Source organism: Corynebacterium striatum ATCC 6940 (assembly GCF_000159135.1).
GTDB classification, from domain to species: domain Bacteria; phylum Actinomycetota; class Actinomycetes; order Mycobacteriales; family Mycobacteriaceae; genus Corynebacterium; species Corynebacterium striatum.
Map to the genome: position 1 here is coordinate 34,694 of NZ_GG667522.1, position 13,858 is coordinate 48,551.

Genomic DNA, 13,858 nt, shown 5'->3' on the forward strand with positions numbered 1-13,858 from the left:
TCCTGCTCAAATCATATGAAAAGGCTGTAAAAGAGTTGGAAAACCATGAACTCTCAACCATTTATCGATTCCCCCATTTCTACACCCGAATTACAAGAATGTTACTTAGCAGACTTATGCCCTACCGCTCATATAAGAAACCCCAGCCGCCAAGGGCTCGCCTTGGAAGCTGGGGTCTAAAAAAGCTACTTTATTCAGAACACCGTTAGCGGTCTTGGAAATAGGACAGCAGGCGCAGAATCTCAGTGTAGAGCCAGACCAAGGTGACAGTCAGGCCGAGTGCAACGCCCCACGCAGTCTTGGACGGAGCGCCAAGTCGGATGAGACGGTCAGCGTGGTCGAAGTCCGTAAGGAAGGACATCGCAGCAAGCACGATGCAGACCAAAGAGAAGATGATGGCAATCGCGCCGCCATCGCGCAGTGGGCTAAACCCGAAGAAGATAGCACCGATGAAGTTACCCAGAGCCAGAACCGCCACACCAGCGATAAGACCGAACATGATCTTGTTGAACTTCGGGGTGACCTTCACAGCGCCAGTCTTGTAGATGACAAGCATGCCGATGAATACGCCAACGGTACCCATGATTGCTTGGCCGATAAGTGCCATACCGTCAGAACCGGCAACGTTAACGCCAGCAAACAGAAGCGAGAAGCCACCAACAAAGAAACCATCGAGTACAGCGTAGGTAAGCGTCAGCGGCGCAGAGCCGAACTTCTTACTAAACGCAGCAATTAGCGTGACGATGAAGCTACCCAAGCCACCAACTACAGTCAACAAGATTGCCGCACCATAGTTGACCTGAGTGCCGATGAAGAAGTTGGCAACTGCAAAGACAATCAACACCGCGAGCGTAATGCCGGTCTTAGTAACAACGTCGTCGACAGTCATTGGTCGCTCAGAAGTCTGACCGGCTGATTGTCCATATCCCTGCTGGCCAAATGAGTTTACATTCTGGCCAGCATCGTAAGGGTTGTTGTTACCGAACGGGTTGGTAGAAGTTCCTTGACTCTTCGTCAAAGAGTTCATTACCGGGTTGCTTGAACGCATTGAGGTACCGATTCCTTTCACAGGTTTAGTCACTAGGGTTAGCGAACGCCCAGCCTAACAGTAATCACGCACCATATGGGCCAAGCGGTTTTATTTAAGATTCCACTAAGTTCAACGCGTGCAATACTTCAAAAGTTCCCAGCCGTACGGTTTTACTTTGAACTATTTTGCAGTGCCTCGGGGAATCGAAATCCCGGGTTTCACTTATCGTTACGCTTGGGGTTCATTGCGCACGCGCTTTCCGACGTCCCACTCCACCCAATTCACGAAATGACAGGTTTAGCGCACAAATGCAAACTGGTTCTGCAGAGCAAAAGGTCATGGACAAAAGTCCATGACCTACAAATTTGGTGCCCCCAGTGGGACTCGAACCCACACTGAATTGATTTTAAGTCAACTGCCTCTGCCGATTGGGCTATAGGGGCTTTAAGGTGTGCTCCTATTTTAAGGCACCCCACATGCACACGCCGACAGTGGGGTACCCGAGAGGGATGGCGTTAGCGATACTTACAGGTCAGCCGCAATACCGACAACGATCCCATCGAGGATGTCCTTCTCACTAATGAAGAAGGACTTTGCATCACTGTTACGTTCAATCATTCGGATAATTCCCTCAACAGCCACCGATCCGCCACCAATAACGTCGGCACGACCAGGATGAATGACTGGGTTAAGCGCGCGGACGTCGGAAGGCACGCCCATCAATTGACGCGTCAGCACACGAAGCGCATCAAAACGCAGCTCAGAACCATGGATAGCATCGGCGTCGTAGCGCTCTAGACCCTGTGCCAAGGCTGACAGAGTGGTGAAGGTACCAGCACAGCCCACAAAGGTCTGTGCGTCCGAAATCGGAACGATCTTCTCTACTTCCTGCATACGCTGTTCCACGTAGTCAGCAGCGATCTCAATCTCTGCCTCCGTCGGCGGATCCGTCCTCATGATGCGCTCAGTCAAACGGACACAACCCATCTGTGCCGAGTGCGCACCCAGGATCTCACCTTCTGCTGTTCCCACCACGAACTCGGTAGAACCGCCGCCGAGATCGATGACGCAGAATGGTCCCTTGTGTGACGCCAAGTCAGTGACCGCTCCCTTGAAAGACAACAAAGCCTCTTCTTCGCCGGTGATGACCTCAGCCTGTGCCCCTTGTTGGATTTGGCCAAGCAGCTGCGCCGCCATGTCGAAGAATTCACGCTGGTTCTTTACATCTCGCGTAGCGGATGTAGCCACCATGCGCACACGTTTGACATTCTCGAACTTCATCTGCTGGACGTAGCCTTCGAGCGCCACGCGAGTACGCTCCAGAGCTTCAGCAGCGAACTCCCCTGTTGCGTCAACTCCTTGGCCTAAGCGGACGATTTCCATCGTGCGTACGATGTCACGAATCTTTCCGTCTTCCTGAACCTCACAGATGAGGAGTCGAATTGAGTTGGTTCCGCAATCAACGGCGGCGACGCGAGTCATTGAAACTCTTTCCCTTCAAAAATTAAGTGTGCGTTGGCAGCAACGGGGTTCTTATTACGCGTGTGCTACTCGGCGTTCGAGAAATCGAACTGGCTCAAGTCGATACCGAGATCCTCGGTGGTGGGCCATTCTTGCGGAATAGCAGTGCCACGCAGTCGGCCGTGGTCTGCTGCCAATGCAACTGCCTCCGTGCCCAAACGGAAGTGCTGTGGCCCCTCAGCGAGGGCATACGCGATAAGCACGTGGAGACACTTCACGCGATCAGGCATGCCACCGCCGGAAAAGGTGGTTCCTAGGTCCTCGATTTCGTTGCGCTTAGCGAGGAAATACTCGTGCGCACGCTTGTAATCTTCAGCTAGTTCCTTATCCTCTGCCAATCGAGCTTCCATCCACTTCATAACGTGAGCTACCTCGAGGCGCGAAGCCTCCGCAGTCAGGCGCGGGTCAGTCAAGTAGTAGAGGGTAGGAAATGGCGTGCCGTCAGGTAGTTTTGGGGAAGTCTTCACCACGGCCGGCTGGTTGTCCGGCGTGCGATAAGCAATGTCGAGCACACCACGCGGAGCGCGGCCAAGTTGCTCTTTAACAATTTCGAGATCTGCATCGTTGACGGTCATGACCGCTATTGTCTCATGCCAGTGCAACTCTAAGACGCTTAGGATTCACTGCGACCACAAAACTCCACGGTTGTAGGCTACAAAGCGCTACTGCGCTGCAGGAGCTGCCGGCGCTGCGGGAGCTCCTGGAACTGCAGGCTCACCGTCGCCAGCAGGGACTTCCTGCCCCGGCACTGCCTCCGGGCCAGACGACGGCGCAACCGTCGGCAGGTGTCCTGGATCGGTGTTTGTCGACCCCGTCACGCTTGTGTCTTCGTCTTCAGAGATAGACCCCCAAAGAATTTCATACCACGGACGAGAATCTACATCGCTCAGCTTGTCGGTAGTCACCGTATTGTTGTGATTCATCCGGTTATCCATGATGCGGTATGCGGTCTCCCCCTCCGCAATAACGCCAAAGCGGCGACGCGCTTCCTGCTGCAAGTAGTCCTCGGAGCGGTACTTATCAATTTCTTCCAGCAGCTCTTCCTTTTCCGCTTGCTTTGCGGCAATGGATCTCTCGAGCCGGGCTGTTTCAGAACGCACGTGATAATAGTTGCGCAATGGCACCGCGATGGTGAGCAGCACGATTAGCACAACCACGAGAATTACGGCAAAGCCAACAATATCCATGCGGCCCATTGACTTAATGCGTTGCGACGCCCCCTTGGCTTTCGCCTTAGCCGCGGCTTCTCGCTGTCTAGTGGCACGCGAAACCACTGGAACAGTGGTCCGGGATTTCTTGGAAGTGTGATTCTGGCGTGCCATAGGGTTCCTATCCTAGCGGCGGGCACTGTTTGAAACGGGTGACGCGCGTGTGATTGGAGTAAATTCTCACAAAAAGAAGCGCCGCCCGCGGCGGTCCCTCCTTGAATGGGAGGAATTACCTGCGGACGGCGGCGTCGTTAACGCTCAAAGGCAATTAACTCTGGGGCGCTAGCCCCGAAGAATTAGCCCTGAAAGCGAGGGAATGCGGAGCGGCCTGCGTAGACAGCGCCCTCGCCGAGCTCCTGCTCGATGCGCAGCAGCTGGTTGTACTTAGCAACGCGCTCGGAACGAGCCGGTGCACCAGTCTTGATCTGGCCACAGTTCAGTGCCACTGCAAGGTCAGCGATGGTGGTGTCCTCGGTCTCACCGGAGCGGTGAGACATCATGGTGCGGTAGCCGTTGCGGTGAGCCAACTCGACAGCGTCGAAGGTCTCAGTCAGGGTACCGATCTGGTTAACCTTCACGAGCAAAGCGTTAGCAGCCTTCTTCTCGATGCCCTCAGCCAGACGGGCTGGGTTGGTGACGAAGAAGTCGTCGCCAACGATCTGGACCTTGTCACCAATGGTTGCGGTGAGCTTGGTGTAGCCCTCCCAGTCATCCTCCTGCAACGGATCCTCGATGGAGACGATTGGGTACTCGTTGATGAGCTCCTCGTAAACCTTGGCCATCTCCTCAGCGGTGTGCTCGCCGCCCTCGAAGTGGTACTTGCCGTCCTTGAAGAACTCAGAGGAAGCAACGTCGAGTGCCAGGGCAATGTCCTTGCCTGGCTCGAAGCCAGCTTTCTTGATTGCCTCAACGATAAGGTCCAGAGCAGCCTTGGTGGACTCAGCTTCTGGTGCGAAGCCGCCCTCGTCACCGAGACCGGTGGACAGTCCCTTTTCCTTAATGACGGACTTCAGGGAGTGGTAAACCTCAGCGCCCATGCGCAGTGCTTCTGCGAAGGACTCAGCACCGATTGGAGCAATCATGAACTCCTGAACGTCAACGCCAGAGTCAGCGTGTGCGCCACCGTTAACAATGTTCATCATTGGAACTGGAAGAACGTGGGCGTTCGGGCCGCCGATATAACGGTACAGCGGTAGGGCTGCGGACTCAGCAGCAGCCTTAGCAGCAGCGATGGAAACACCCAGGATGGCGTTTGCGCCGAGGCGAGACTTGTTCTCGGTGCCGTCGAGGGCAATGAGGGCCTGGTCGATGAGGCGCTGGTCGTCGGCCTCGAAGCCAGCAATCTCGTCAGCGATCTCTTCGTTGACGTTCTCAACAGCCTTGAGAACGCCCTTGCCCAGGTAGCGCTCGCCACCGTCACGAAGCTCGTGTGCCTCGTGAACACCTGTGGAAGCACCAGACGGGACGCCGGCTACGCCGTGTGCACCGTCATCAAGGAAAACCTCTGCCTCGACGGTCGGGTTACCGCGGGAATCAAGAATCTCTCGAGCAAATACGTGGATGATGTCAGCCATGCTGCTTTCACTCCTATTGAGCCAAATTGGTTTAGATATGTGCTTTGGGTTTCTTGCCCCAAATCACCTGCCGCCAATTGTTCCAGAAAACTTCGGAACGTGTCGGACAGAAAGTCACATAGTGAGCTAAAACGTGATTTTTTCTACGAAGCAGCGGGCTGCGGAATCGAATAAGCATTGGCTGCAGCAGCCACGCGTCGCAGGTAGTCCTCCGACTGGTTGTAATTAAGTACGCCTGCACGCCAATCTTCAGGAACCGACAAATTTCTTCCACCAAAGCATAAGAGTGCCGCCGCACCGAGTGCTGCATCGTCGATTTGGTTGGGATCGGCTACACCATCCCCGTTTGCGTCACGGCCGACATGTTCCCACGAGGAAGGGATGAATTGGAGCGGGCCAACTGCACGATCAAACTCGGCATCGCCATCAAAATGCCCACCATCGGTATCCGGCGTATGGGCCGTCCCATTCATTCCATCCAACGCAATGCCAATAATCGGCGGATCGGGATAGCCATTCTCATCCAACTTCGACGGACGGAACCAGTTTCCGTTGTATGTGCCGTGGCGGGTCTCCACCCATCCCAGCCCCGCAAGGGTCGTCCAGTGAAGATTGCATTCTGGCCATGCGTCACGAGCAATAAGCTCTGCATTTCCATAGGCCCGCAACGCTTGACCGGAGATACCGGTTTCAGCTTCCAGTTGGGAGGACCAATACGTTAGTTTGTCGGCTGTACGCCCCTCAGCGTGCACGTCGATATCGGGAACCGCCATTCCCGCCAACGGTGGCATGGCATCTGGCACGGGTTGCAGCTGTTTCAAGGTCGCTGGCTTGCCCAATGCGGAGAGAACCCAGCCCACAAGGGAAACGATAACGACCACAGCGAGGACTGCGGCTAGGCCGCAGCCCCCGAGTTTCCGCAGCCGCTTAGTCATGGGTAGCAATCTTAACGGGCAACACATCCCTGCCCCACCTGACACTTCGACAGAGAGCATCCTCCCAGAAGAAATCCAGCAAACTAGCAAAAATTATGTCGTTATATTCACACCCGTAACATTTTGCGCTACAGTAACCCTGTTAAGTCTGGACTTTTTGACCTAACCCTCCTCTTACTCAACCCCGCATTTCCCCTCCCGAAGGAGTCACATGAACATCCGCCGAATCGCCGCCGCAGCCCTGGCCACCATCGCCCTTGGCGCCGCCACTCCGGCTGCTGCACAGGCCCAGAACCTGCTGGGCGACATCAACAGCCTCGCAGCGCAGCTCATCTCCGGAGCCGACTGCGGCACCGTCCGCACCGCCCTGACACTAATTGATCAGAACACCCCGGGCGTTTTGCTCGATGAAAACACCACCCGCAATCAACTCGCACACAACCTGCAGAATCTCGGTGGCGAGCGGAAGGCTCAGATCTCCCCGCTGACTATCGCAGCCATCAAGTACTCCGGCCTGACCGCCGACCGCGCACTGACTTGCGGCATCGTCAAGCAGGACACCCTGCTCACCGGCGGCACCGGCCTGTCATCCCAGATTTCGGACTACCTGCCAATGCTCTCCTCCACCCTGAACCTGCCGAAGCTTTAAGACTCCGATTCCAAATTTCCGGAGTCTAAACCCAAGGCTTGCGACTTCTCGCGGGCCTTTCCTTCTGCCCACAGGAGCTCTTGCTTTTCGACGTCGACTAGCTCGCGGGTTCCATCAAAAAGATACGGTGCGCGCGAGCGAAGTTTGGTCACGAAGGAAACCGCGACGTCGTCAAGCGTAAACGCGCCTCGCCGCGAGGCGAGCTCGGCATGGAAGAGAACTTGCAGGAGGACGTCGCCAAGCTCCTTGCACAATTCTTCATCCCCCGCGCGTTCCCGGACCGCCTCCGCAAACTCTTGAGATTCTTCCGCCAAGTACGGCAAAAGGCTTTCATGAGTCTGCGCCCGCTCCCATTGCCCTATCCGCACCGCTTGCATCATCGCTTCGCGGGCTTGGAGCATCGGATCCTGGCGCGAGGGTGCCTCAATCAGTTTTTCGCCTGCCGCCAGGCGCGCTTCTACCTCTTCGTCGTGCGCGTCGGTAGAAACGAGCAGCCCGAGCCCGGTTGGATCCTCTCCCGAAAGGAGATCGCTGAAGTTCCATCGCACACGCACTGGAACTTCACCCGTAAATGAAACTGGACCCAAGAGCAAGCCCTGGGCCTCCATCGGAATCATCGTGGGCCAGCGTTCATCGAGCAGCAGAACAGTCATGGCCACAAAGTATAGGGCAGTTTAGTAATCAGGTTTTAAATGCTGACTTCGCTCCGTGGCTTTTGCGGGGTATTTTAGTCGAATGACCTCCACTACTTCCTCCCTGGCGAACGCCGAGTCATCGCGCAATCACACGGTGACTCTGTGGACTCTCGTCGCCTTGATTATCGGCTCCACCGTGGGCAGTGGAATATTCTCGCTCCCTCAAAACATCGCCTCGGTTGCAGGTCCCGGCGCAATGCTCATCGGTTGGCTCATCGCCGGCGTGGGCATGCTCTCTGTCGCGTTCGTGTTCCAGTACTTGGCGCACCGCAAGCCGCACCTCGACTCCGGCGTGTACTCCTACGCCCGCGCGGGCCTAGGTGATTTCATCGGCTTTACCGCAGGCTGGGGCTACTGGATTGGCTCCGTAATCGCACAGGTGGGGTATGCCACACTCTTCTTTAACACCGTGGGCCACTATGTGCCGCTTTTCGACGCCGATCATCGCTGGGCCTCCGCCATCGCAGTGTCGGTAATGTCTTGGGCCATTTTTGCAGTTTTGGCGCGCGGCATTAAGCAGGCCGCTGTGATGAACATGGTGACCTCGATTGCCAAGATAGTGCCGATTCTGGCCTTCATGGTCTTCATTGCTTTCCTCGGCTTTAGCTGGGATAAGTTCACCTTTGATTTCTGGGGCGAGGACTCCGGCTCAACCGTCTTTGAGCAGATTCAGGGCATCATGCTCTATACCGTGTGGGTATTCATCGGTGTGGAGGGCGCCTCCGTCTACTCCAAGCAGGCCCGCTCCCGCAACGACGTCGGCCGTGCCACCGTCATCGGTTTCTTCTCCGTGCTGGCGCTTTTGGTTTCAGTCTCCACATTGTCATTCGGCGTGCTCTCCCAAGCTGAACTGGCAGCATTGCCGGATAACTCCATGGCTTCCGTGCTAGAAGCTGTCGTCGGCCCATGGGGCGCGGCTTTCATCTCCATCGGCCTCTGCCTTTCTGTGCTGGGCGCTTACGTGTCTTGGCAGATGCTGTGTGCTGAGCCCATCGTAATGATGGCTATCGACGGCCTGCTGCCTCGCAAGATCGGCACCATCAACGTGGCCGGCGCCCCGTGGGTAGCGCAGTTTATCTCCACCGCTGTTATTCAGGTCTTCATCATCGTGTTCTTCTTGAATGAGACCTCATATAACGCCATGGTGCAGCTGGCCACCATCATGTACCTGCTGCCTTATATCTTCACCTCGCTCTACCTGCTTTTACTGGGTATCCGCGGCAAGGGCCTTTCACACCCGCACGCAGGTGTGAAGTTCGATCTTTCGGGCCCGGAAATCTCGAAGCGGGAAAACCGCCGTCATATCGTCATCGGCGCCATCGCATTCGTTTACTCGCTGTGGCTTATCTACGCCGCCGACCTGGTTTATGTCTTGCTCGGTGTGCTCGCCGTTATTCCAGGTCTTATCCCTTACGTGGGAACGCGCCTGTATAAGAAGGAGCGCGTCTTCAACGCATTTGAATGGTGCGTCGTGGCCATCGTCTTCATCGGCGCGATCGCTGCGATTTGGGGTCTGAGCACCGGCAGTCTGGCACTCTAAGCTTCTTAACTCCTAAAAGGGGTAGCCACACGACGTGTGAGTTGCCTCTTTTCTTTTTGCGCCAAATCACGCCAAATAAATTTCAAGTTAGCCTTACCTTGGTTAGATAATTCAAGTGGCGGAACACCGTCCCTTCGTCACTGCCCTGAAAGAAATTGCTGCTTTTTGCTAACTTGCTCATCGGCCTGCGCGAAGGTCTTGAAGCAGCCATGGTCGTTATGATCCTCGCCGCCTACCTAGCCAAGTCCGGCCGTAAGGACCATATGCGGTGGGTGTGGGTCGGCGTCGCCAGTGGCGTTGGTCACCTACATGCTGCTGTGGATGCGCGGTGCTTCGAAGAACATGAAGGCAGAACTCGAGGGAAAGCTGGAGGCGGCCATCGCAGTGGGCGCGGGTTCCGTCTTCGTCCTGGCATTCATGGCCGCGGTCCGCGAGGGCATCGAGACAGCGCTGCTGGTGTTCGATACCTTTGCCTACGGCTCCACCATGACGCCGGCGCTCGGCCTTTCCCTAGGCATCCTCATCGCCGTAGCCGTAGCCGTAGCGATGTACTACGGCGCAGTGCGCATCAACCTCGGCACCTTCTTTAAAGTCACCGGCATCTTGCTGGTCGTCGTGGCTGCGGGCATCCTGCGCTATGGCATCACGGACTTGCAGGAAGCTGGCCTGCTGCCGGGCCTGCACACACTCGCCTTCGACATCTCTAACGTCATTGCGCCTGGCACTGCACTTGCGACCTTGATCGAAGGAATCTTCAACCTCGTGCCGGCGCCGTCCTTGCTGTCCATGATCGCATGGGCGGTCTATCTCGTCGTCGCCATGTATCTCTTCCTCCGCCCTGCCCCAGCGCCAAAGCCAGCTAAGCAGCAGCAGCAAGCAGACACGCAAAGCATGGCGCACTAACAACTTTTCTAACTCTTCGCCTCACAACTTTTTAAACCAAGGAGAACAAACCCAATGAAGCGCATCCTCGCTGCCGTCGCCGGCACCGCTGCCGTACTGAGCCTTTCCGCGTGTGCGGACAAGGTCGACGAGGCAGAGTCCACCAACTTCACGGTCACCGCCTCCGACGAGTCCTGTGAGGTCTCCGGAGCCGAGGCCACCACTGGTACCTCCTCGTTCGACGTGACGAACAACAGCAAGAAGACCACTGAGTTCTACGTCTACACCTCTGGCGGCCGCGTGGTTGGAGAGGTCGAGAACATCGGCCCGGGTGCTACCCGCAAGCTGGTTGTGCAGATCACCGATCCGGGCGAGTACACCCTGACCTGCAAGCCAGGCATGGTGGGCGACGGCATTTCCCAGAAGCTCAACGTCACGGGCGAGGCAGTTGCCGCCACCGAGGATGAGGTTCTGACCCAAGCTGTTGACGGCTACATCTCCTACGTCCGCTCCCAAACCAATAACTTGTAGGGCCAGGTAGACGAGTTCGTTGCCGCCATCGAGGCAGGCGACCTTGAAAAATCCAAGGAGCTCTTCGCGCTTGCCCGCACCCCATACGAGCGCATCGAGCCCGTGGCGGAGTCCTTCCCAGATGACCTCGACCCGCGCATCGACCTGCGCGAGGCCGACATCGAAGAGGGCGACACCTGGACCGGCTTCCACAAGATTGAGAAGGATCTGTGGGTGAACAGGAAGATCACCGACGAGACCAAGAAGGATGCCGCCCAGCTCAAGAAGGACATCGCTGAGCTTGTCGACGGCGTCGCAGCCGACGATTACACTCTGATTCCGGTTCAGATTGCCTCCGGCGCCCAGGGCCTGTTGGACGAGATTGCAACCTCGAAGATCACCGGTGAAGAAGACATCTTCTCCCACACCGACCTCTATGACTTCCAGGCCAACCTGGACGGCTCGAAAGCAGCCATCGCCTCCCTGGAGAAGGCTCTCAATGAGCGCGATCCACAGCTGCTGACCGACATCAATGAGCGCTTCGAGAAGGTGCAGACTCTGCTGGACAAGTACAAGGAGGGCGAGGGCTTTATCTCCTATGACAAGGTTTCGCAGGAGGAGCGCAAGGAGCTTTCCGACGCCCTCGATGTCCTGACTGAGAAGGTCTCCACCGTCCAGGAAGTTGTGGCTAAATAATGTCATTCGCATTCAGCCGCCGCGCATTTCTGACGGGCGCATCCGCTTTGGGCGCCACCACGCTTGTGGCTGGATGCGCGACTAAATCTGCCGGTACCCCTTCTGGCGACGCTGCCATCAAGTTCGACGGCGAGCACCAGGCGGGCATCACCACGGCCCAGCAGGACCGCATGCACTTTGCGGCTTTTAACGTGGTGACCAAGGAGCGCTCTGAGTTGGAGAAGCTGCTCAAGAAGTGGACCGCTATGGCGCGCCGCATGACCCGCGGCGAGACCACAGTGGATGAGGCGATTGAGGACGTGGGCCAGCACTCGGTGCCGAAGGACACCGGCGAGGCCTACGACTTGGAGCCTGCGAACCTCACAATCACCATTGGGTTTGGGCCTTCGCTTTTCGACGATCGCTTTGGCCTGGCATCGGCGCGTCCGAAAGAGCTCAAAGACTTGCCGAAGTTCTCCGGCGACATGCTGGTGGACAAGCTTTGTGGCGGCGACATCGCCATCCAGGCGTGCTCTGACAACCCGCAGGTGGCTATCCACGCCATCCGCAACCTGGCGCGCGCTGGCAGCGGAGTCGTGGAATACAAGTGGTCCCAGCTAGGATTCGGCCACGCCACTGCCACCACGCGCGGCCAGCAAACGCCGCGCAACCTCTTTGGATTCAAAGACGGTACGAACAACATCAAGGCTGAAGATCAGGACATCGTCAACGAACACGTGTGGGTCTCTGGGACCGACTCGTGGTTTGACGGCGGTACTTTCGCCGCATCCGCATGCTCCTGGAAAACTGGGACCGCCAGGTACTTGCCGACCAAGAGGAGACCTTTGGACGCTCCAAGGGCAGCGGCGCTCCCCTGGGCCGCAGCGACGAATTCGACGAGCTGCCATTGGACGAATACCACGGCACTTCTGGCCCGGTGATTCCGCTGACGGCACACTCGCACTTAGCGAGCCATCAGGAAAACCAGGGCGCGCGCATGCTGCGCCGCGCGTACAACTTCACGGATGGAATCGACGACTTCGGACACCTCGATGCGGGCCTATTCTTCGTGTCCATCGTGAACTCGCCTGAGCAACGCTTCATCCCGATCCAGTCCAAGCTGGCAAAGTCGGACAAGATGAACGAATACGTGCGCTACGAGTCCTCTTCCATCTTCGCCTGCCCTCCGGGCACCACCGGCGAAGACGACTGGTGGGGCCGCACGCTGTTCGAGGCCACGGCCTAGATGCGTCCGCGCCGCGTTCGTGCGGCGCGGACTCCGCCCTAATAGCGAATGACGCGGCGGCCTTCGATGCCGCCCTTGATAAGCCCCTCGAAGACCTCGTTGACCTCGTTGAGCTTGACTTCCTCGACCGTCGGCTTAATCATGCCGCGGGCGTAGAAGTCGAGCGCCTCCTCGAGATCCTGGCGTGTACCCACGAGCGAGCCGCGGATGGTGAGGCCCTTGAATACGATGTCGAAGATGGGCGCGGGGAACTCTCCCGGCGGCAGGCCGTTGAAGACGATGGTGCCGCCCTTGCGCGCCATGCCGATGGCCTGGCCGAACGCCTGCGGGTGGACGGCCGTAACGAGCACGCCGTGGGCGCCGCCCTTGGTATACTCAGTAACGGCCTCGGCCGGGTCCGCTTCCTTGGCGTTGACGGTGTACTCGGCGCCGTGCTTCTTCGCCAGCGCTAGCTTCTCTTCTGAGATATCCACCGCGATGACGCGCATGCCCATGGCGACGGCGTATTGCACCGCGATGTGGCCCAGTCCACCGATGCCGGAGATGACCATGAACTGGCCCGGGCGCGTCTCTGAGACCTTGAGCCCCTTGTAAACCGTGACGCCAGCGCAGAGAATCGGCGCGACCTCGATCGGGTCCGAGCCTTCCGGAATGCGTGCGCAGTAGCGGGTGTCCACGAGCATGTACTCGCCAAACGAGCCGTCCACGGTGTAGCCGCCATATTCCGCCTCGTCACACAGCGTTTCCCAGCCGGTGCGGCACTTCTCGCACACACCGCAGGCGGACCACAGCCAGACGTTGCCCACGATGTCGCCTACCTCGACGGTGTGCTCGCCTGGTCCCAGCTTGACCACTTCGCCCACACCCTCGTGCCCCGGGATGAAGGGTGGCTCCGGCTTAACCGGCCAGTCGCCTTCCGCGGCGTGGACGTCCGTGTGGCAGATGCCCGACGCAAGGTTACGCACGAGCGCTTGGTTGCGCCCCGGTTCCGGAAGATCCGCCTCACGGATATTCAGGGTAGGTCCGAATTCTTCGACGACAGCGGCGGTGAATGTATCACTCATTATGTACTCCTTTACTACGGGTCGATGACGTCACCCAGACTAGAAATCTCGCCCGCGCGCGTGTACCGCTCTACCCCGCTGCAAATTCCGCAAATCTGTGAATTAACACGAATCCGACGCGATGAGTGATATAGAGCATTCAGTCTGCAAAGATTGCATTTTTACCCCCGACCTGCATAAATGAATACCTATTTCATTAACCGCGGTCGTTTCCCCCCATACCGCGCGAAGGCATGCCGAATCGCCCCAGCCGCGGCCGGGTTGTCGTTTGTGGGGGTTAGTCCACGGTGCAGAGGTAGCGCTTGCCGTAGGGCGTGACGTACCAGTAG

Annotated in this window: 10 protein-coding genes, 1 tRNA gene and 3 pseudogenes; 5 read left to right on the top strand and 9 right to left on the bottom strand. The window is 57.5% G+C overall.

Annotated elements, in window-relative coordinates; all coding sequences use genetic code 11:
* Positions 1–205: 205 nt before the first annotated feature.
* From HMPREF0308_RS06700 to HMPREF0308_RS06730, 7 genes are all read right to left on the bottom strand, one after another.
* Complete coding sequence (locus HMPREF0308_RS06700) at positions 206–1,048, bottom strand: Bax inhibitor-1/YccA family protein (protein ID WP_005529976.1); 843 nt, start codon at positions 1,046–1,048, stop codon at positions 206–208.
* A 348-nt stretch (positions 1,049–1,396) separates the two neighbouring features.
* Positions 1,397–1,473, bottom strand: a tRNA-Leu gene (locus tag HMPREF0308_RS06705).
* 82 nt (positions 1,474–1,555) lie between these two features.
* Positions 1,556–2,512, bottom strand: coding sequence for a Ppx/GppA phosphatase family protein (locus HMPREF0308_RS06710; protein ID WP_005529978.1), 957 nt, complete (start codon positions 2,510–2,512; stop codon positions 1,556–1,558).
* Between the two features lie 65 nt (positions 2,513–2,577).
* On the bottom strand, positions 2,578–3,126 hold the full coding sequence (locus HMPREF0308_RS06715; protein ID WP_005529980.1) for a DUF501 domain-containing protein: 549 nt from the start codon (positions 3,124–3,126) through the stop codon (positions 2,578–2,580).
* A gap of 87 nt (positions 3,127–3,213) precedes the next feature.
* Entirely contained in the window at positions 3,214–3,873 is a 660-nt protein-coding gene (locus tag HMPREF0308_RS06720; RefSeq protein ID WP_005529982.1) for a septum formation initiator family protein, read from the bottom strand.
* A 182-nt stretch (positions 3,874–4,055) separates the two neighbouring features.
* On the bottom strand, positions 4,056–5,333 hold the full coding sequence (eno, locus tag HMPREF0308_RS06725; RefSeq protein WP_005529983.1) for a phosphopyruvate hydratase: 1,278 nt from the start codon (positions 5,331–5,333) through the stop codon (positions 4,056–4,058).
* A 143-nt stretch (positions 5,334–5,476) separates the two neighbouring features.
* A complete protein-coding gene (locus HMPREF0308_RS06730) occupies positions 5,477–6,268 on the bottom strand; it encodes a lysozyme family protein (protein WP_005529985.1) in 792 nt (263 codons plus the stop codon).
* A gap of 211 nt (positions 6,269–6,479) precedes the next feature.
* Between HMPREF0308_RS06730 and HMPREF0308_RS06735 the strand changes: the two genes are divergently transcribed.
* A complete protein-coding gene (locus HMPREF0308_RS06735; protein WP_005529987.1) occupies positions 6,480–6,917 on the top strand; it encodes a hypothetical protein in 438 nt (145 codons plus the stop codon).
* Here HMPREF0308_RS06735 and HMPREF0308_RS06740 read toward each other — a convergent pair.
* Positions 6,914–7,570: a MazG nucleotide pyrophosphohydrolase domain-containing protein gene (locus tag HMPREF0308_RS06740; RefSeq protein WP_034657217.1), complete on the bottom strand. Its 657-nt coding sequence runs from the start codon at positions 7,568–7,570 to the stop codon at positions 6,914–6,916. The genes HMPREF0308_RS06735 and HMPREF0308_RS06740 overlap by 4 nt on opposite strands.
* Positions 7,571–7,652: 82 nt before the next feature.
* On the opposite strand from HMPREF0308_RS06740, the gene HMPREF0308_RS06745 reads away from it, so the two are divergent.
* From HMPREF0308_RS06745 to HMPREF0308_RS06760, 4 genes and pseudogenes are all read left to right on the top strand, one after another.
* On the top strand, positions 7,653–9,152 hold the full coding sequence (locus HMPREF0308_RS06745; RefSeq protein WP_005529991.1) for an amino acid permease: 1,500 nt from the start codon (positions 7,653–7,655) through the stop codon (positions 9,150–9,152).
* A gap of 218 nt (positions 9,153–9,370) precedes the next feature.
* A pseudogene (locus HMPREF0308_RS06750) lies at positions 9,371–10,055 on the top strand (FTR1 family iron permease).
* 54 nt (positions 10,056–10,109) lie between these two features.
* A pseudogene (gene efeO / locus HMPREF0308_RS06755) lies at positions 10,110–11,240 on the top strand (iron uptake system protein EfeO).
* 170 nt (positions 11,241–11,410) lie between these two features.
* A pseudogene (locus HMPREF0308_RS06760) lies at positions 11,411–12,465 on the top strand (Dyp-type peroxidase).
* 38 nt (positions 12,466–12,503) lie between these two features.
* On the opposite strand, the gene HMPREF0308_RS06765 reads toward HMPREF0308_RS06760, so the two are convergent.
* A complete protein-coding gene (locus tag HMPREF0308_RS06765; protein ID WP_005530002.1) occupies positions 12,504–13,529 on the bottom strand; it encodes a zinc-dependent alcohol dehydrogenase in 1,026 nt (341 codons plus the stop codon).
* Positions 13,530–13,858 lie beyond the last annotated feature (329 nt).